Origin of the sequence: Candidatus Oleimmundimicrobium sp. (assembly GCF_030651595.1) — a bacterium.
Taxonomy (GTDB): domain Bacteria; phylum Actinomycetota; class Aquicultoria; order UBA3085; family Oleimmundimicrobiaceae; genus JAUSCH01.
This window is the reverse complement of sequence record NZ_JAUSCH010000125.1, coordinates 1-17,815: the sequence shown is the minus strand read 5'-3', so window position 1 is coordinate 17,815 and position 17,815 is coordinate 1. Positions and strand designations below refer to the sequence as shown.

The 17,815-nt window shown below is 38.8% G+C and carries 25 protein-coding genes and 1 tRNA gene; 23 read left to right on the top strand and 3 right to left on the bottom strand.

Annotation, left to right across the window (positions count from 1 at the left end; translation table 11 throughout):
• The 4 genes from Q7U95_RS07325 to Q7U95_RS07310 all read left to right on the top strand — a co-directional run.
• On the top strand, positions 1-761 hold a 761-nt coding region (locus tag Q7U95_RS07325; protein ID WP_308753225.1), incomplete at its 5' end, for a hypothetical protein.
• Between the two features lies 1 nt (position 762).
• A complete protein-coding gene (locus Q7U95_RS07320) occupies positions 763-1,293 on the top strand; it encodes a hypothetical protein (RefSeq protein WP_308753223.1) in 531 nt (176 codons plus the stop codon).
• A gap of 514 nt (positions 1,294-1,807) precedes the next feature.
• Positions 1,808-3,004, top strand: coding sequence for a GAF domain-containing protein (locus tag Q7U95_RS07315; RefSeq protein WP_308753228.1), 1,197 nt, complete (start codon positions 1,808-1,810; stop codon positions 3,002-3,004).
• Positions 3,005-3,434: 430 nt separating this feature from the next.
• A tRNA-Ala gene (locus Q7U95_RS07310) sits at positions 3,435-3,510 on the top strand.
• A gap of 24 nt (positions 3,511-3,534) precedes the next feature.
• Here the strand turns inward: Q7U95_RS07310 and Q7U95_RS07305 are convergent.
• The 3 genes from Q7U95_RS07305 to Q7U95_RS07295 are packed head-to-tail and all read right to left on the bottom strand — an operon-like array spanning position 3,535 to position 5,848.
• On the bottom strand, positions 3,535-4,656 hold the full coding sequence (locus Q7U95_RS07305; protein ID WP_308753221.1) for a site-specific integrase: 1,122 nt from the start codon (positions 4,654-4,656) through the stop codon (positions 3,535-3,537).
• 12 nt (positions 4,657-4,668) lie between these two features.
• On the bottom strand, positions 4,669-5,469 hold the full coding sequence (locus Q7U95_RS07300; protein ID WP_308753219.1) for a thermonuclease family protein: 801 nt from the start codon (positions 5,467-5,469) through the stop codon (positions 4,669-4,671).
• A 16-nt stretch (positions 5,470-5,485) separates the two neighbouring features.
• The gene (locus Q7U95_RS07295; RefSeq protein ID WP_308753217.1) at positions 5,486-5,848 is read right to left on the bottom strand and encodes a helix-turn-helix transcriptional regulator; all 363 of its coding nucleotides are present in this window, start codon (positions 5,846-5,848) and stop codon (positions 5,486-5,488) included.
• 233 nt (positions 5,849-6,081) lie between these two features.
• Here Q7U95_RS07295 and Q7U95_RS07290 point away from each other — a divergent pair, with 233 nt between their 5' ends.
• The 19 genes from Q7U95_RS07290 to Q7U95_RS07200 all read left to right on the top strand — a co-directional run.
• A complete protein-coding gene (locus Q7U95_RS07290) occupies positions 6,082-6,351 on the top strand; it encodes a helix-turn-helix transcriptional regulator (protein ID WP_308753215.1) in 270 nt (89 codons plus the stop codon).
• Between the two features lie 17 nt (positions 6,352-6,368).
• Positions 6,369-6,629 (top strand): helix-turn-helix domain-containing protein, encoded by a 261-nt coding sequence (locus Q7U95_RS07285; protein ID WP_308753213.1) that lies wholly within the window; start codon positions 6,369-6,371, stop codon positions 6,627-6,629.
• 88 nt (positions 6,630-6,717) lie between these two features.
• Complete coding sequence (locus Q7U95_RS07280; protein WP_308753211.1) at positions 6,718-7,665, top strand: helix-turn-helix domain-containing protein; 948 nt, start codon at positions 6,718-6,720, stop codon at positions 7,663-7,665.
• A gap of 38 nt (positions 7,666-7,703) precedes the next feature.
• Positions 7,704-7,937, top strand: coding sequence for a hypothetical protein (locus Q7U95_RS07275; protein ID WP_308753209.1), 234 nt, complete (start codon positions 7,704-7,706; stop codon positions 7,935-7,937).
• A 9-nt stretch (positions 7,938-7,946) separates the two neighbouring features.
• Positions 7,947-8,915, top strand: a complete 969-nt coding sequence (locus tag Q7U95_RS07270; protein ID WP_308753206.1) for a hypothetical protein — start codon at positions 7,947-7,949, stop codon at positions 8,913-8,915.
• Entirely contained in the window at positions 8,912-9,463 is a 552-nt protein-coding gene (locus Q7U95_RS07265) for a PrgI family protein (RefSeq protein ID WP_308753204.1), read from the top strand. Before Q7U95_RS07270 ends, Q7U95_RS07265 begins: the two co-directional genes overlap by 4 nt.
• Entirely contained in the window at positions 9,456-10,121 is a 666-nt protein-coding gene (locus Q7U95_RS07260) for an SAF domain-containing protein (protein ID WP_308753202.1), read from the top strand. Before Q7U95_RS07265 ends, Q7U95_RS07260 begins: the two co-directional genes overlap by 8 nt.
• 1 nt (position 10,122) lies before the next feature.
• Positions 10,123-10,827: an AAA family ATPase gene (locus Q7U95_RS07255; RefSeq protein WP_308753200.1), complete on the top strand. Its 705-nt coding sequence runs from the start codon at positions 10,123-10,125 to the stop codon at positions 10,825-10,827.
• A complete protein-coding gene (locus Q7U95_RS07250) occupies positions 10,824-12,002 on the top strand; it encodes an ATPase, T2SS/T4P/T4SS family (protein ID WP_308753198.1) in 1,179 nt (392 codons plus the stop codon). Before Q7U95_RS07255 ends, Q7U95_RS07250 begins: the two co-directional genes overlap by 4 nt.
• Positions 11,999-12,913: a type II secretion system F family protein gene (locus Q7U95_RS07245; protein WP_308753196.1), complete on the top strand. Its 915-nt coding sequence runs from the start codon at positions 11,999-12,001 to the stop codon at positions 12,911-12,913. The genes Q7U95_RS07250 and Q7U95_RS07245 overlap by 4 nt, the downstream gene beginning before the upstream one ends.
• Positions 12,910-13,668, top strand: coding sequence for a type II secretion system F family protein (locus Q7U95_RS07240; RefSeq protein WP_308753194.1), 759 nt, complete (start codon positions 12,910-12,912; stop codon positions 13,666-13,668). The genes Q7U95_RS07245 and Q7U95_RS07240 overlap by 4 nt, the downstream gene beginning before the upstream one ends.
• Before the next feature lie 12 nt (positions 13,669-13,680).
• Positions 13,681-13,857 carry a hypothetical protein gene (locus tag Q7U95_RS07235; RefSeq protein ID WP_308753192.1) on the top strand — a complete coding sequence of 59 codons (177 nt, stop codon included), beginning with the start codon at positions 13,681-13,683 and terminating at the stop codon, positions 13,855-13,857.
• A gap of 32 nt (positions 13,858-13,889) precedes the next feature.
• Positions 13,890-14,315 (top strand): hypothetical protein, encoded by a 426-nt coding sequence (locus tag Q7U95_RS07230; RefSeq protein ID WP_308753190.1) that lies wholly within the window; start codon positions 13,890-13,892, stop codon positions 14,313-14,315.
• The gene (locus Q7U95_RS07225; protein ID WP_308753188.1) at positions 14,312-14,734 is read left to right on the top strand and encodes a hypothetical protein; all 423 of its coding nucleotides are present in this window, start codon (positions 14,312-14,314) and stop codon (positions 14,732-14,734) included. Before Q7U95_RS07230 ends, Q7U95_RS07225 begins: the two co-directional genes overlap by 4 nt.
• A complete protein-coding gene (locus Q7U95_RS07220) occupies positions 14,731-15,990 on the top strand; it encodes a cellulose synthase operon protein YhjQ/BcsQ (protein WP_308753186.1) in 1,260 nt (419 codons plus the stop codon). Before Q7U95_RS07225 ends, Q7U95_RS07220 begins: the two co-directional genes overlap by 4 nt.
• A gap of 31 nt (positions 15,991-16,021) precedes the next feature.
• Positions 16,022-16,363 (top strand): single-stranded DNA-binding protein, encoded by a 342-nt coding sequence (locus Q7U95_RS07215; RefSeq protein ID WP_308753184.1) that lies wholly within the window; start codon positions 16,022-16,024, stop codon positions 16,361-16,363.
• Between the two features lie 42 nt (positions 16,364-16,405).
• Positions 16,406-16,879, top strand: a complete 474-nt coding sequence (locus tag Q7U95_RS07210) for a hypothetical protein (protein ID WP_308753182.1) — start codon at positions 16,406-16,408, stop codon at positions 16,877-16,879.
• Position 16,880: 1 nt separating this feature from the next.
• A complete protein-coding gene (locus Q7U95_RS07205; protein ID WP_308753180.1) occupies positions 16,881-17,510 on the top strand; it encodes a hypothetical protein in 630 nt (209 codons plus the stop codon).
• 16 nt (positions 17,511-17,526) lie between these two features.
• On the top strand, positions 17,527-17,815 hold a 289-nt coding region (locus Q7U95_RS07200; RefSeq protein ID WP_308753178.1), incomplete at its 3' end, for a hypothetical protein.

Here is a 17,815-nt window from a genome sequence, read left to right as displayed (position 1 = left end):
ATGTTTCAAATGATACTTTTGATAGAATGGTTGAAGAAACAACTTTCGGAGATAGGCTAAGGCAATGGTGTCAATTGGTTAACTTGTTGAACGAGAAAGAAGATTTTCCAGATGTTGGTGCTAGATCAGAAAAGATTACTGTAAAAAGAGCTAGAAGCTTTATAGCAAATTATTATCTTGGAAAAGAAAGGGGGAAAGAACTCAAAGATAATGATTTAGACCAAAATGTTTATGAACCATATTTATCAGAAACAGGAGTATCTATTGACCCAAAATATTCAGAAATTATGAATAAAGAAAATATTTTGAAAGATAAAGGTTTAATAGAAGCGGGAAAAAGATTTGCAGCGCTTCATAATGCTCAATACAGAGCAGTTAGGGGTCCAAGTAATTCGATTGAAAATAGAAAATCTTATAGAACTAAAGCTTTTATTGAGTCTGTTTTATGTGGATGGAGTTATGTAGCTGGTTTACTACAATCTCATCCTGAAAGACTTGCTAATCATTATCGAATACCAAAAACAAACAAAAAAATTCCAGACCCGCTTAATGCAAAAGAAATGTCTGAATTTAAACACGATTCTGATAAACCCACTTATCGTGGTCTTGGAACAAGATCTAGTCCAAAAGATAGGCAAAGGATCGCACAATTGTTTCTTGCTAAAAGTAGAGAAGAAAATGTTTATTTGGATAGAAATTTTATGAATAAAGCAGTAAGCCAAGTAGTGGGAATATTGTATAGCTCTCAAGGATATGCCTAATATGCTCAATTTCAGAGATTATTTAAATTTCGCAGAAAGATATATTAGACACGCTGAAGAAGATGGTATAAATTCTTCAAATTTAGAATGGTTATTAATACCTTCAGCTATTTTAGCTTGGACGGCAATTGAATCATTTGTTAACAATAGATTCTTTGACTATGGAAGTTTACCAGATAAAAAATTTGAATTGCATGAAAGAGCATTTTTACTGGAGAAAAAAATAAAATTTATTGATAGCGGAGCAAAATCGGGCTCCTTTGTTCTTGAAGGTAATGAATACAAACGATTAGAAGACAAAATATTCTTTTTAATTTCTAAATTTAGTTCCAAAAAAGAAGAAGATTTAAAAGGAAAGAGTCTTTGGCAAAATTTCCAAGAATTTAAAACACTTCGTGACAATATACTTCATCCAAGAACTGACAAAGACATAGAAATAGATATAAATAAAGTAAAAAAACATATAGACACATCAAAGCGTATAATTCAATTAATTTCAGAACATTTATGGAGCAAAAAAGTTGAGTTTTAATTGTAGAGGCAACCTAACAAATGGCTCAAGTTGACCGCAGGGGCCGTGCTTCAATTTGAGTTTTGTGCTCCGCATAAAGTTTGTTCTAAGTCTGAAAGCACTGTGCCCCGCAAGCCTGCGGCAACTTAGCTAAAACGTTACGCCACCTCAAGCAACAAATCCAACACTTTCTCATCTATCGGATTATTGGAAATATGCTCACTTAAAAGTTCGAAGATAGTCCAGTTAGGCCCACCATTTTATAAGGTAAAGGGTTAAATTTAACCCTTATTTTTTTGCTCTCTGTCAGCACCCCTCCAGGATTTTGAAACCATCTTTTATCCCGTTAGTTAAACAGGAAAGGATAAAGACACTCTCTCAAATGGGGTTTAAATTGTTTTGCGCGGTTTGGCCACCGGCTCGTCAGGGGAAGGGGAAAAAATTTAAAGAAAGATGTAAAGTAAAGCCAATAAATGTCCGATAAATAAAATAAAAGTGAACAGCGAAAGAAAACTTGCCGGGGGGCGAAAAAGTGATGACCGATTTTGACAAACTAGAACAGATTGAGAAGCGTCGTTTAGAGCTAATAATACTTGCCATAACCGTAATTGTAATTTTAACTGTTGCTATCTGTTTTGCCCTTGCTGCTTTTGATTATATTACCGGATGGGTAGAGTTCGTTTACTCAAACATAATTGCGCGCGTAATCTTCGGCTTGCTCATTATCGGTGTTGTGCTGGACTTGTCCTTCAAGGCGAGATCTCAAAGTGATTTGAGCAAAGAGTTGCATCGGAAACTAATTCAAACTATGGGAATTCTAGAAAGAAAGGTAGAGACGCAAGCTTTTCTACACGCTGTCAGTAGATCTTTTATAGAAGCTTCCGATTCCTCCGAAGCGCTTGAGCGTGTTATGCATAAGACCTTGGCGTTTACCAAGGCCGAATTTGGAGGCATTCTTTTAAGGTTTGGCTTAGAACAAGGAGAAGATATAAAGATTTTCAAAGCGGGTACGTCTCCTCAGCAACAAGAGTCATGCGATTCGGGAGTTTTGTTAATTGAGCAATTGGCCCTTAGAATGGCCGGGAATGCTCAGCCCATCATTATTTCTCCCAAGGAAGAGTTCTTAGATGACGTAAAAATTGGTGGGGAGACCTCATTTAAGTCCATTATAGGCGTTCCCTTGGAGAGCAAAGATAAAATAGTGGGGTTCCTTGTGCTTTGGAATATAGAGTCAGATTATAGTTTTACTCAGGACGATTTACACGTTCTGAAAATCTTTACCGATGAACTCGAAATCGCTATCGAAAATACGTTGTTCAGTAGAGATTTAGAGAAAGCCAACAAGCACTTAAAACTCGTTCAAAATAAACTTGTTCAATCTGAGAAGCTTGCTTCCCGAGGTCAAATCGCCACGGATATTGCTCATAAGATAGATGACCCTCTAAACTCTATGAGCGACAATCTCGAAGCTCTTAAAAAACACGTTGAAGATGTAGCTGTTTTAATTGAGGGGCATCAAGAGCTGAAGGAGACTTGCGAGGACGAGGGTGCAGAGGGAACAAAGAAGCTGAAAGAGGAAATCTCCAAACTCCGGGAGCCGGTAGATACCGATTCCATTCTTAGAAATATTGAGAAGTTAATAAGGGAGTCTAAAGAGAGTACGGAGAAAGTTAAGATGATAATGCTGGACCTGAGAAATCTGACTGAACTCGAAGGTGAAAGCTCAAATTAGTTGATTTTATTGGTAGCCTCGAAAGCGCCTCAAATATGATTATGGTTGTTAAGCTGCAAGAATAACTTTAGTAATTTCGATAATTGCTGACTATGGATAAGAAGATGAATACTTTTACAAACGGCCAAACAGCCCAATAAGAAGGACTTTCCAATTATGAAAGTTTTCTTAAAATACCCCGATAAATACGAATACTTATTATGCTCTAATAGGTTCTCGTCTGTTGTTTGTATAAGAAACAGCGGACATAACCAAATTTCGTTGACATGGTGAGGGGGCTATAATATAGTAATAGCTTGTTGGATGCTGCCCCTCAGCCCGGTAGGACTTCCGGGGTCCCGGAGGTAAGAGACCGAGGGAGAGAGCGCCGCCGGAATGACGCAAACGGGCTCGGTGTTAAGTTATAAGCTTGATATAGGAAGTTTAATATGGGGGATTAGCTCAGCTGGGAGAGCGCCGCCCTTGCAAGGCGGAGGTCGTCGGTTCGATCCCGATATCCTCCACCATTTTTACCAGCTTAAAGTGGGGAATTAGGCTTTTATCTCTTTAAGGGTTTTGTCTTGAAGTACCGTAGTAGTACCAAAAACTTTTGAAAGCCTTTCGGGAGCCTCTTTTTCAATGTTGCCCAATAGGTGGCCGTAAACATCCAACGTTTGCTTTATGCTGGAGTGGCCAAGCTGTTTTTGGATAAATTTTATATTTTCTCCTGAGCTTATCAGGGCGGCAGCATAGCTATGTCTAAGATCATGAAAACGAATTTCTTTAATTCCGACTTCTTTTAAGGCTTTTTTAAAAACTCTCATTAGAAAATTCCGATAATTAATAGGCCTTCCTTTTTGATTCGTAAAAATAAGCTCGCATTCTCCGGCAAGAAGAGATTGCAAAACTTTGTGTTGCCTTAAGCTTTCGATGACAATAGGTGGGACAATTATGGTTCTCTTTGATGACGGGGATTTTGGCTCGTAGAACTTTTTTTGTTGAAGGGTTCTCTTCACACTTATCTTATTTTCCTCAAAGTCTATATCCTCCCATTTGAGCCCCAGAAGCTCTCCTGCTCTCATCCCGGTATAGCAAGCGGTTAAAATCAAGGCTCTGTGCCAGTCATCGGTTATCTTAATTAGTTTCTCCATTTCCTTTGGGCCAATGAAGGACATCTCCACTTTGGTTTGCTTCGGGGATTTAACGAACTCGGCGGGATTCCGGGAAAGATAGCCCCATTCAACGGCCTTTCTTAAAATGCTTTTTAAAATAGTTAGTGTTCTTTTGCGGGTAGATGGGGAAAGGCTTGAAGAATTTAATTCGGACATAAATCCTTCGATTATTTCTTGCCTGATTTGTCTTATCTTTATATTCCCAAAGGCCGGGTTTAAGCGAAGATCGATATGGTTTTTGTAAGCGTTAAATGTTTTTGGTCTAATGTGTTTTTTTAATTTAAGCCATTTCCCTGAGAGTTCAGAGAAATAAACATCTGATGGCTTCTGGTATTCGCCACGGTGAAGCTTTCTCGCGGTTTCGGTAAGGACGTGTTCGGCATCTCTTTTCCGAGGGCCGATAGCTTTTTTAATCTGTTTTCCTGATGGGTCACGATATTTAATGTAGTAGGTGATTGAGCCGTTTTTATTTTCCGTCTTGATAATTGAGCCACGGGCCATAGAGTTTTCCTTTTACTGTGGGGGGTTACATCGCTTGCATGGTCTATATCCTTTAGCTTTTGCATCATTTAAACTTATTGGAATACAGCTCTTAGAAAGAGATGAACATCCTGACCTGTGATAGCATTCACCAGTATTTGTTATATAAACTGTTACCTCTTTTTTCTCTTCTTCTTTTGGTTCTTCAGCTGCTTTTGGTGGTTCTTCGGTTTCCGGAGCCCAAAGTCCAAGCAGGTCATTTCTTGCCTGAGTTTCTAACTCTCTAAATTCATCTTCATGTGCCACATCGGGAGGATAAGTAGAAGCGTGAGCATAACCTTGTTTTACCAACTCAGCGTTAACAAATAAATCTCCAACATAAACGTATCTTAAAAAACGATTGTATTTATCTACTTCAGAGATATCTTTAACCAGTCTTACCTCTTTACCCTCTACAAGACTTTTATTAAACTCATAGGCCTCTTGCGCATACTCCTCAACCGGCTTGCTGGGGTGGTGAAGCTCCGGGGTATCAATACCGATATAGCGAACCTTATAAGTCTTTCCATCAATTTCAACCTCTATGGTGTCGCCATCAACAGCTCTTACGCATGTAACTATTTCATAACTTAATTCTTTTTTAGGTTTCTCTCCTTCTTCTTCAGTCTTCTCTGCTGGCTGTTCGGCTACCGTTTCTTTTTTGGGTGGTGGAGTAGTTTCTTCGGGAGGTGACACTGCTACTGCAAAGACACTTAGGGCGAAAAAAGCTCCGATTATTACAAGTGCTTTACCTAAGATAGATAACCCTTTAAACCAATCCAAAGCTTTCTTCACGATAGCCCTCCTTTTATTAACCTGAACTTACTTTTCCTTCTCGCTTTTCCTCAAGTCTTACAATCATATCTCTTACTAATCGTTTATCTTCTTCGGATAGTTTTGAAACATCTACACATTCAACGCCGTATTTGGCGGATTCCTCACGAACCATCTCAGGCAAATATCCAGCTTCGCGCATCAATATTTCTTCTTTTACTCCAAGAGGACGTGCCAGCTTTCTAAGCACCTTCGCGGAGGGGAATCGTTTGCCTAACTCGATTTGTGAAAGAAAGGAATCTGAGACATCTGAATACTTTGCTAAGGCACGAATACTTAACCCCTTTTTTTCTCTTTGTTTTTTTAAAAAGAATCTTAATGTTTTTTTACCCATTGGCATAAACTATTATCAAACATTTGCAAAGTGCAAACAATAAAAAACAGCAAATAAATTTGTAATCACTCCTTGCAATTGTCTGCAAGTTAAAATCAATATATTATGGTTTCCTTATTGACTGTTTGTTTACCTGCATTTATTAAATGTAAAAGATTTTAATAATTTTTCTTAAAATCCCTTGCATTTGCTCGCACTTTTTGTTAATCTTTCTACAAATGCAAGCACAAGGAGTCAAAATGTGGATTGAGACGAACAAAGAGGCACTAAAAGAATTTCGGATAAGAGAGGGTTACTCACAAAGACAGTTTGCAACAAAGGCAGGAATCTCTTCAACCATGCTAAGTCAAATCGAATCGGGGCAGAGGAATCCTTCCCCGAAAACTGCAAAAAAGATAATTGATGTTTTGGGCGTGAGTTTCTCTGCAGTTTTTAAACTTGTTTCTGAGGATAATTTTTTTGCCCATAGCACTTGCAAAAGCTCGAACAGTGATTGCAAAAGTGTATAAAACAAAGGAGGCACAAGTTGGATAACACTCAAATTCCTAAGCTTTTAACCACAGAAGAAGTCTCAAAGATGTTTAATATTCCCGTTTCAACCATCGGCGATTATGGGCGAAGAGGGGTCATCCCCTCGATAAAAATCGGCTATAAGAGAAGATTTGTTCCGGAGGATGTTGCCGAGTGGCTTCGAAGGAAACGGGACAAATCAATCGAGAAATCAGAAGAGTTGGCGGTTAGAAAACCCGAGCTGGTTGAGGTTGGCGGGAAGGCGTATCGATTGTGATAGCTCTAATCGTTTCAGGACTTTGTTTATGGATGGTTTTTAGTTGGGGAATCAAAGAAGAGGGAGTGGAAATAGAAGGCGAGGGAAGATGACAGATAAGGTTTTTGGGGTGGAGGTTCAAAAAGAATTTGACGTTCTCGAGAAAAAATGGGATGAGCGAGTTTTCGTAAAGTTCTATTTGGCCGCGCGTACTTCTGGGCTTCTTGCGCAGATCTCGGACCGTGATTTCAAGACATTGGTAGTTTTGGCCACGTATATGGATAAAGACGGTAATTGCTATCCATCACAAAAAGAGATAGCAAAAGCGTTGGGTTGTGATATGAGGACTGCTGGTAGAAGAATAAGAAGCCTTCTTAAGTTCTGGTTTAAAGGTGAAAAGATAGTCAATAGCGTAAAAATAAGGAATAAAAACCAACAGTTTAAAAATACACGGTACACCATTCTACCGGTTACGAATTTGCAGATATTCTCTAAGGATGGGGAAAATAACCCCAGTTCAGAGCCAGAGGACACTTTTGCCTCACGGCAGGATTTGTCTAACCCCAGTTCAGAGCCAGAGGACACTTTTGCCTCACGGCAGAGTTGTCCTACTAACAAGAACCAATGTTTTAACAAAAACCAAAACAACAACAAAGAAGTTGTTTTTAATCTTAATAATAAAACTTTTAGTGAAAAGGAGAGTGAAATAATGAGGACTCTTACTATTGAAAAAGTAACCGATCTAAAAAAACAAGAACTTAAAAATATTATTAAAAAATATAACAACACGGTTTTAAATGATTCGTTAAAGGTAACGGTTAAGGATTTGAAGGCTGGAAAAGTCAAGACGGATTCAATTCGCTACTTAAGTGGTGTTTGTAAAAATATGTTTGCGGAGTATTCAAAGAAACAACAACAAGAAATAAAAGGTAAGGAAAAGCGGGTTGAAAATGCAAGGTTGTTAAAAAAGAGTTATGAAAATTTAGAGTTAGATGATGAGAAAGTTCAAGAGCTTTTAAATAGGAATTTTGGGAAAGAAATAATAAAACAAATTTAAAGTAATTTTTTCGCTGGCAGAAAAAAGGAGGCAAGGAAATGGATGTAAGTTTTGTTGTAAATATAATAAACAATCTCGTTAGTGGAGCGATGAAAATCGGCATACCCCTTGCGGTTTTATTCATGATTGGAGCGGGGATAATGCTTGCCATGAGTGGAGGAAATATAAATACAGAGCGGATGGCTAAAACAGCTATTCGTAACTGTGCAATCGGTGTGATTATCATTTTAGCTGCGAAAGGTTTAATCTCTATGATTCAAACTGCATTATAGGGGGTTTAATTGAGAAAAGTTTTTATTATTATTTTCATTTTAATAATGGTTTTTAACTTTAGCGCGGGAGCGTTTGCGGAAACAACGGAAACCGCGCCTGCTGATCCTGAAGTGTCGGGAGGTTTAATCTCACAACTCTTAACCGAGGGCTTTAATGTCTTTATGCAGAGCCTCGTAACAGATCTTTTAAATAAAGGGTTGAGCTTCTTAAAAGACAATTTGTTTACAACGCAAGATGTAACAAAAGAGGCGGGGTTAGTATCTATTCATAATGACATAAAAAGGATTGTAAACTCTCTTTTTGTATTGGTTTTAGTTATTGGCGCGATAATGCTTTACACAGGTGATTTTATTGGTTCATCTATGTATGAGGTGAGAATTTATCTAACGCGAATTATTTGGGGCTTTATAGCTGCCAACATATCTCTCTATATTTGTTCGTGGATTATTCAGCTTAATAATGGTCTGGTCGAGGGAGTTTTGGCGGGTGGAATATCCGGTAAAAACCTCGAGGCGTTCTCTATTATTAGTACAAGTAATTCCGCTGGTGTGCCACCCTTGTCGGTGTTAGTGCTTTTACTGGTTGTGGCTATTATGGCTTTAATTTTGGGTTGCATATATGTTATTCGTGCTGCTGTTCTTTGGTTTCTTATCATACTTTCACCGATTGTTTTTTTGCTTTGGGTTTTACCACAAACACAAAGCTGGACCCGCCTTTGGACACAAATGTTTTCTTCTGTTGTTTTTTTACAATTTATACACGCCTTAATGTTATTTATATTTCTAAAATTAAGGTTTGAGGGTTCCGGGTACGAGGGGGTTGTGGGAGTAGCAATTTTCTTTTTAATGATTGTAATTCCGGGTTATATATTGAATCTTGCGGTTATGCAGGGGTCTATAAATAGGTTTGCTTCTCTTGGTAAGCAAGGAACCGGCTTTACTGGCACAGTGCAGGAAATTGAGCGAGGGAAAAAATGAGAGATTATAGAGTACCGCAACAGACGAGTTCAGATGAGCCGATTATGTTTAATTTTACCGCTAAAGAGAGTGTAATAATGCTCATTTTTGGTGCGGTTGCTTATATTTGTGTCTTTTCGCTTAAAGGGTTTTTAGAATTACGCATTATTTTAGCGGTGCTTTGTGTGTTGGTTGGTTTTGGGCTTGCAAAAGTTAAGCCGTGGGGGAAGGGGCTTGATGAGTGGGTTTTTATTATGGCTGCCTTTAATATCCGTCCGAAAAAGAGGGTGTGGAGGAAAATCAGAGAGATAAACCTATCTCAAAAAAGGAGTTTTTTAGACAAGATTTTAAGGGTTCCCTTTAGAAACAACAAACAGATAGAGATAGAGGCAGAAGTAGAAATTGACGATGTGGGGGAACAAATAAAGGGCATTATAAAAAGTAAGTTTTTTTGGGAATGGAAAGAGATGATTGTTAAAAATCCTAACTTAGAGAGAGCGAGCGAGGAGGAACTTTTAACAATACTTGAGCAATTTTTAAATAAGAAAGAGGAGGTTAAGAATGATTAAAGGTAGAGGGCTAAGCAAGGTATTTAAAATCGGGATTATTGTTTTTGTCTTGCTTTTTTGCGCAGGTGTTATTTATTTACAGAGTTTAGCGGGGGAGAAAAAGGTTGTGGTGGTAAAGACCGGACTAACCGCGGGGACGGAGCTATCAAGTAAAAACGTAAAAATAATTAAATTATCACCGGCGGACAGGCCTAAGGGGTTTTTCTCAAGCGTTGAGCAAGTGGAGGGAAAAACACTTTTGGCTGATAGGTTCACGGGTGATTTTGTTACCGGCGAGGTTGTTGGGGAGGTTGAAGATCAGCTCCTTGCCGGTATGGCCAGGATTGCTATTTGCGTGAGTAAAGACGAATCGAGCTTAATCAGGAAAGACGACACAGTATCGATTATTACTTTTCAAGCGGGTTCAGGTGGAGAAGCTACACATGGCTTTAGAATAGCGAGAATTAAACCGGCCGTGGCGACCATGGGCGGGCAAGAACAGAATCTTATTATACTTGAGTCTACAACGGAAAAAACAACAAAGATTGCTCCTTATATTAAATCAGGCAACTTTAAACTTATTGTAGGCGATGGCGAGCAATCTATTGAAGTTTCCGGGGCAGAGGCGGAGGAGCAAGAAACACACAAAGAAACCACGGAGACAATAGAAGGTGAATAAAATGGGGAAAATAATAACAATATGGGGCAATAAGGGTGGAGCCGGGAAATCAAGCATAGCTCTTGCGCTTGCGGAAGTTGCAAGCGAGCAAAAAAATGTTTGTCTTGTAGAACTCGATTTTTCTCCGGGTTGTTTTCGGACTTATTTTAAAATCACGGGCGATATATCTATTGAAAATGCGATTGACGATGTTGAAAACGTGGAGAAATATTTGATTACTCCGGAAGGGAAAAAATATAAGGTTTTACTTGGGGACTTCCCCGACCGGGCGGAGGAAGTTAAAGGCGAAAAATTAACAGCTCTTTTAAATACTTTATCTAAAAAATTTGACCTTGTGTTAATTGATACTCAACCGAGTACGAACGACACGATTTTAGACACTATAAAGGCAAGCGATGAGGTGTTTATGGTTACAGAGGGGGCAATAACAACGCTTGGTAGGGGCAACGGGCTTCTTGATTATCTTGAACTACATAAGCTCGCTGACTTAGAAAAATTTAAGATGATTGTTAATAAAAAAGAGAAGAAATTGCCGTTTGACGAGCTTGGTAAAATCCCAATCATAAAAGTAATACCAAAATTTAGAAGGCATGAGTTGGGGAGTTTGAACGGTTTTAGAAAACACGCGGAGGAAATACTTGAAGAGTGTTTTGATGATATGCAACCTCAGAAGCGGGGATTGTTGGGGAGGTTGAAAAGGAAATGAGTTTAAAAGAGCGGATTAAGGGAAAGATAACGGTTGAAGAAAAAGAAAAGATGTTTACCGAATTACAACAAATAATGATGAATTACGATGGCGAAAATTGTGATATTAGAGTCGAGGTTAATAGGGAAGTTGGAAGATATCTTAAAAACAAATTACCGGCAGGGCAAGGAGAAAAAGAAGAAATTAAGCAAGAGGTTTTTGATAAGTTATATTCGCTTGGGCCTCTTGAGAAATATTTAAGAGATGAATTGGTAACGGATATTGACGTAAACGGAACTTATATCCGCGTGCAAAAAGGGCAAGAAATTATTAAAGATAAAAATTCATTTAAAAATGTAGGTGAAGTCTTAAATCTAATTGACCGTATGGCAAGTTTGGCAAAAACAGAAATATCAAGGGCGGAGCCTGCGGGGGATTTAGATTTACCGGGGGGATATAGGGCTTTTGTCGCGATACCCGATTTAGTTCTTGAGCCGACGATCGTAATAAGAACGCACCATAGAATAAATGCGAGCCTTGAAGAATTAGCAAAGGGGATGGAAGGCTTAACGCCGGAAGTGGTTAGTTATTTAAAGAGAATTGCAAAAGAGAGAAAAAACATTCTTTTTATTGGTGGAACGGGTACGGGGAAAACAACTTTTATAAATGGTTTAGGAAAAGAATTTCAGGAAAATCACAGGGTTTGCGTGCTTGAAGATACGAGAGAGGTTGTTTTACCTCAGGAGGATGTTAGATATTTTAAAACGAGGGATGAAGGGAAATATGTTAAGGCCATTACTTACAACGATTTAGTTAATTGTTGCCTGCGGTGTAACCCCGACAGAATAGTTATGACGGAAATTAGAGATAAAGACCCGAAGGCGGCGTTAAACTATATAACCGGCTTGAATACCGGACATCGAGGATCGGTGAGTACAATTCACGCAAATAGCGCGCTAGCAAGTTTAGACAGGTTGGCGTGGATGATCCGGTGGGTTGAACCATATCTACACATATACGATCTTCGCAAAAGTATATGTGTTTTAGATGTCCTTGTTTACCTGACACAAGAAGAAGATGAAAAAGGAACAAAAAAGCTGAGGAAGTTGAATGAAATAGTTGAGCTTAAGGGGTTGGATAAAAACGGTGATTATGATTATAAGTGGGTTTTTAAAGAAGGGAAGTTTTTAAATTGATTTTTTCAGTATCAGCCTTAATCGCATTGGCAGGGTTTTTGGTTGTAATTGCTCTGTGGGTTTTTAAAGAGGAACGCGCATTAGAACTTAAAAGAAAAGTTGAAAGACAGCTTATTAGGAAAGAAAGCAAAAATTTTAATGTGCTCAAAGAGCTTGGCTTTAGTGAAATAGTTGAGAAATTGCAATTAAAAATCTCAAAGGCGGGGCTTAAATGGCGAGCGGATGAAGTTATGATGACTTTAATTTTATTGATGATTTTTCTTATAACGGCAGGATTGGTTTTAAATTTTGGGATGATTACGTTGGTTTTAGCGGTTTTGCCGGTTATCTTTCTTAATTTTGCCTTAAAGAAGACAGGGGAGAGAAGGATAAGAAAAATTGAGGAAGAACTTGAGTATGTTTTACATGACATTATTTCGTCTTTACGAGTCATTAAAAATTTAGTCCACGCTCTTGAGACGGCGGGGCAAGAGGCCCGGGAGCCATTAAAAAGCGAGTTGAAAGAGATTATAAACGAGGTCCAGACGGGGGCAAGCCTTGAAGAAGCGTTAAATGATTTTTCAAAGAGAGCGGACAGCGTGATAGTTGAGAGTTGGGTTGACTCAATCACATTTGCAAAAAAAGCGGGCGTGGGAATGGTCGAGTGTTGCGAAAGAACGGTTGGTCGAATTAAGGATAAAAACTCGATGAGGAGAGAGGTTGTTGCTCTTAGCAGCGGAGCTAAAGGTACGGCAATCGGGATTATGGTCATTATGGCTTTATTTATGGGTGGTATGGCAGGGACCTCTAAGGAGTACGTAAAAGCACTCATGAGCCCGATGGGGAAAGGGATTTTGGCTTATGCTTCTGCTTCTTATATTTTGGCAGGCATCTCCATCTTTAAGATCATCGACAAGGAGGTAAACGAGTGAGTTTTATTGAGCAAATAGGCGTGTATTTTGAAAAAATATTAAAAAAATTTGAGCCTAAAATTGTCGATGATCTTGAACATAACATTGCGGCTCTCGGTGAGATTAAAATTTTGAAACTTATCAAGGTGGAGAGCGCAGCCGAATATCTTGCGTTTGCGGTTCTTTCAATAGGACTGGCTATTTTGTTGGGGAGTTTAGCGGTTTTGCAGGGTCAATATAAAATCTCATTTGGTTTTTTAGGTTTGCCTTTAGTGGTAATGGCTTCTTATTTTATGGCGATTGATAAAAGAAAGAAGCAAATAATGAAGATAAATGAATTGCCACACATAATTGAAACGGTGGCGGTTGCAGTTGAAGCCGGCATTACTTTTGATGAGGCGCTAAGGTATGTCGTTAAAAACAAGGAGGGGCTTGTTAGAGATTTATTCGCCGAGGCAATAAATAAAATTGACGCGGGCATAAACAAGGAAGAAGCGTTAAAAGAAGCCGGTCAAAAGAGTTTAAGCAGGAGGTTTGAGGTTTTAATTCGCATAATTAATGAAAGTAAAAATACTCAAACGGGTTTAAAAGAGTTGCTTATAAAGGAAACAGAAGAAATTATGCATGAGAAGATGACGGAAAAAAGAGCAAAAGCAGGAACGCTTGAAACCAAGCTCTTTTTTCCGATCTTCATTGGATTATTTTTACCGGTGATAGTGCTGGCTGCCCTGCCATTTATCACAAATTTACAAAGCCTAAAAATGTTTGGATTTTAAGGAGGTGAGGAAATGGAAAAAATAAAGACGATCTTAAAAAACGAAAAAGGAGCTATGGGGGAAATGTTATCGTCAATCGGCTTGATTATGCTGGTTGCAGCCGTTTTGGTAGTGCTTTTCCCTTCCCTAAGAGACGCAGCGATAGCAGCGGGGAAAAATGCGGTAACCGCTATTACAGGATTATTTTAGTAGAGAGCAGGGCAGCTATTTTGGAGGATTGAATGAGGGATTTGAGAGTAATTAAAAATGAAAAGGGTATGCAGAGCATATTGGTTGCAACCGTTATGATCCCGCTTTTGTTTATGATCCTTGCCTTCATGGTTCAGGTCGATGTTATTGCGAAAGCAAATCAAGCGGTGCAGGAGGCGAGTTTTGAAGCAGTACGGGCGGGCGTTATTTCGGATATGCCTGTTGATACAGCCGTTGATACAGCTTATAACTGGTGTGGTGGCGCGCTTCCGGGTTGGTCAAAAGGGGACAGGGTAGACGTAACTGCAAGTTTAGTAGGAAGTGGAAGCGATCAGGAGCTGGCTGTGAACGTTGCTTACAGCGTGCCGGTCTTTGTTGAAGTGTTATTTAAGGATAGCGGAACGGAGATTATAAAAGTCAATGGTGTTTCAAAGATGAGGATTGAGGAGAAGTTTTGAGAGCATTAAGAGATGAAAAAGGATCAGCTTTTATATTCATGTGTTTAATCTTCACCATGATATTTTTTATTTTTATGGCTATCGAATCGGATATTGCACGTTGTTTGTCTGCTCGAAAAGCGTTAGCCAAGTCTTGTGATATAGCAGCGGACGAAGCGAGCGAAGAAATCTCGATACAGACGGCGGAGGCTACCGGTGCGAGTGTTGTTCAGTACGACCGAGCGTATCAAGTAGCGTGGGATTATCTCAACGATAATATTGGTCATGCAGCGGGGGCAACGTTAAAAGATATGGAATTAGAGATTCAGAAAGAAAGTATAGAGGTTCGGGCTTATGCGGGCATAAAACTTTCACCACACAACGGGGAAAAAACAATAAAGGCGAGAGGGGTTGCCAAACTAAGGGGGATGACGGATTGAAAATATTATTAGTTGCAACCGATAAAGATATTAGCTCGGTGATGAAAAAAGGAGAGCTTAATTTTGTTTCAACATCCAGCGCTACTTCCGCAAAGATAATGTTTGCGGATGGCGGGGTGGATGTAGTAATCATCGATGATGAAATTAAAGGGGCGGAGGCGCTTGAAAAGTTTGCTATGAAAAAATCAGAGGTACTTGTGATAGGCAGGGAGCTTTCAAGACCTCTTGAAATAGAAGAATTAAAGGCAAAGCTGAAAGTTATTGAGGACCCGGCGGGTAATAAAAAGATGGTTAAGAAAGAGAGCGGAAAAGAGATTGTAGATGTTGAGGAAGTTAAAGAAAAATCTAAAGGGAAAAAGAAAATTGAATCCGTCAAGAAAATGATTACTGAAAAGACAGCAAAAAAAGAGCATAAGCAGCTTGCAGGGGAAGAACTTGAGAGTTTACAACGTAAAGTTAATAAGAAGTACATAGAGAAGGAAAAAATTGAGAAGAAAAGACAACAGAAAAAAACAAAACACTATATCTTGCCTACAATGGTTGTTTCTTTTTGGGGGGTGAAAGGCGGAGCGGGGAGAACGTCTATTCTCGCGAATTTTGCTTATGCCTTAAAAGATGTGAGTATCTGTATCATTGATTTGAATTTTTGCGATGGCGGGAGTGATTTAAGTTACTATTTTGATTTGCCGAAGATACCGCATATCGGCACATACTTATCAGGAAGAAATAAAGAAAGTTTTAAAAACTCTCTTTTAAAAGTGAAAGGGAATAATATCCACGTCTTACAAGCTCCACCGGCTACTTCATTAACAGAGCAATTTACGCCTAATGATTTAATTAAGATTGTCGAATATGCCAGGCGTAATTTTACGGTGATTCTTTTTGATTTGCCGGTGGGGAAAAATGAACTTGTCAAAGAAGCTTTAGATATGAGTAATTTTGTTTATCTTGTGAGTGAGGGTGGGTTAAATGAGGCGGAGAGATTAAAGAGTTGTTTTAAAGAGATAGAAGAAGCAGAGGCAAACCTTATTATTAATAAGGCAAGTGGTTATCCGAGAGAGTTGGTCAAGTACCTTGGAGTTGACCCAAATATTATTCAATATGATGAGAAAGTGATAAATGCTATTGGAAAGAGAAGGTTTGTTTTAGATGAAAATTCGTCATTTGGGGAGGGGATAAGGAGCCTTATTTCTACTACCGTTATGCTTGCGCAAAAAGAGTTAAAGAGTTGTGAACGAGTGGTCAATATATTGTAATGCAAATAAAAATTAAGGGGGGGAATTGTAAATGGCTTTAAACAGTGTTTGTTTGGTTGGTAATTTAACGAGAGACCCGGAACTAAAGGAGACGCCCAACGGTAAACCGGTATTGAACTTTACGGTAGCGGTTAATGAGAGAGGGAGCAAAGAACACACAAATTTTATCCCTGTTACCTGTTGGGGCAAGCTCGCGGAGCTTGTTGCAGAATATCAAACAAAGGGTAACAAAGTGGCGGTAGCGGGAAGGTTATACCAAGATAGTTGGGAGACAGAGGAAGGAGAAAAACGGTCGGCGATTAAAGTTATCGCGGAAAATGTTGATTTTCTTACTCCTAAAAAAAATAAAGATGAAGGGGAAAAAGAAAGTTAGAGGTTTAAAAATATATCTTTAAAAAATAAGGAGGTTTAAGGGATGAAAAAGAAAATAAAGAAAAATTATTGGAGGAGTGCGTCGGTTATTTTGATTGCAGGGTTACTTGCTATCACCTTCCTTATAACCGGTTGTGGCCAAAAGGAAAATACGCAAGCAGAAAAAAAGGAAGAAAAGAAAGTTGAGAAGGTAGCGCCGGGAAAGAATGGGGCAACGGAGGAAATTGTAACAGAAGGTTTGCCTAAAGATTTTAAAGAGTTAGTTGGAATGGTAAAAGAAGTAAACAAAGATAGCATAACCATCGAAGCAGATAAAAAAAGCGAGAGTTTTAAAATTAACGAAGATACCTTCGTACAGAAAGAAGTAGCAGAAGAAAACGAAAAACCGGTAGAAGGAAAAATTGAAGACATAAAAGCAGGAGGTTATGTTTCGGTTGTAGCAAAAGGAGAGGGCGTTATAAATATATGCTTACTTACCGAGGAAGATTTTAAAATGTTCAACAAAGCAGGTGAATAAAATGCGTAAAATTGCTAAGAAGACAGTCATAGTTTTTATAGCCTTACTTGTTATTGCGGGGATGGGGTTCATCGTAATGTTTGCGTATAACAATAGGCCGGTAGATGTTACAGAAAAAAACATAGAAAAAGTGATGGCAGAGGAGAAGGAAGAATATTATCAGGTTAATTATGATGACCCGGAGATACCTGAGTCATTAAGGGAAGACTTAAAAAACGATCCTGTATATGGGTTACCCTCTCAAGATGGATTTATCGAAGAAATAAACGATAGTGAGGTAATTTTGGCATTTGGAAGCGTGCAAAAATGGGATCCCTCAGCTCTCAGGCAGACCTTTAAGTTTACAGATGACACTATGTATCTCGATGTAAAACAGGGGCAAGTAATAAAATCCTACGACGATATAAACACGTTAAGTCCAAAAGATTTTAAAGTAGATGACTGTGTTTTGATTACTTTTAACAAATTACCAAGTGGAGACCTTTGGGTTGTAGCTATAGCAAATGAAAATGAATCGGATTATTTGGGGGGGATTTGTGGCCCGCTCTTTCCCGACTCAAAAGAAGTAACGAAAAAGAACTTAGGAAATTTATTAGAAACAATTTTGCGGTCAATCGGGATAAATCGGTAGGGGGAGAGGGGGTTTTGTGAAAAATAAAATTCTTAAAAAATCTATATTATTAATGTTATCGGCTCTTATAATCCTACCTCTTTTCGGGCAGGTTGCGTTTGCGGATGACTGGCTGAAAGCTGATCCTGCCAAAAAGGAGTGGGTTGATAACAGTTATTGGCAGCCTTACACTGCTTACCGCACGGTAAGCTACACAAAGGAAGTACCTTATACTGCTTATCGCACAGTGAGTTATACAGAACCTTACACTGCTAAAACGTGGGTAGATACCTCATACTACACGACTCAGAGAGTGTTGATAAAAC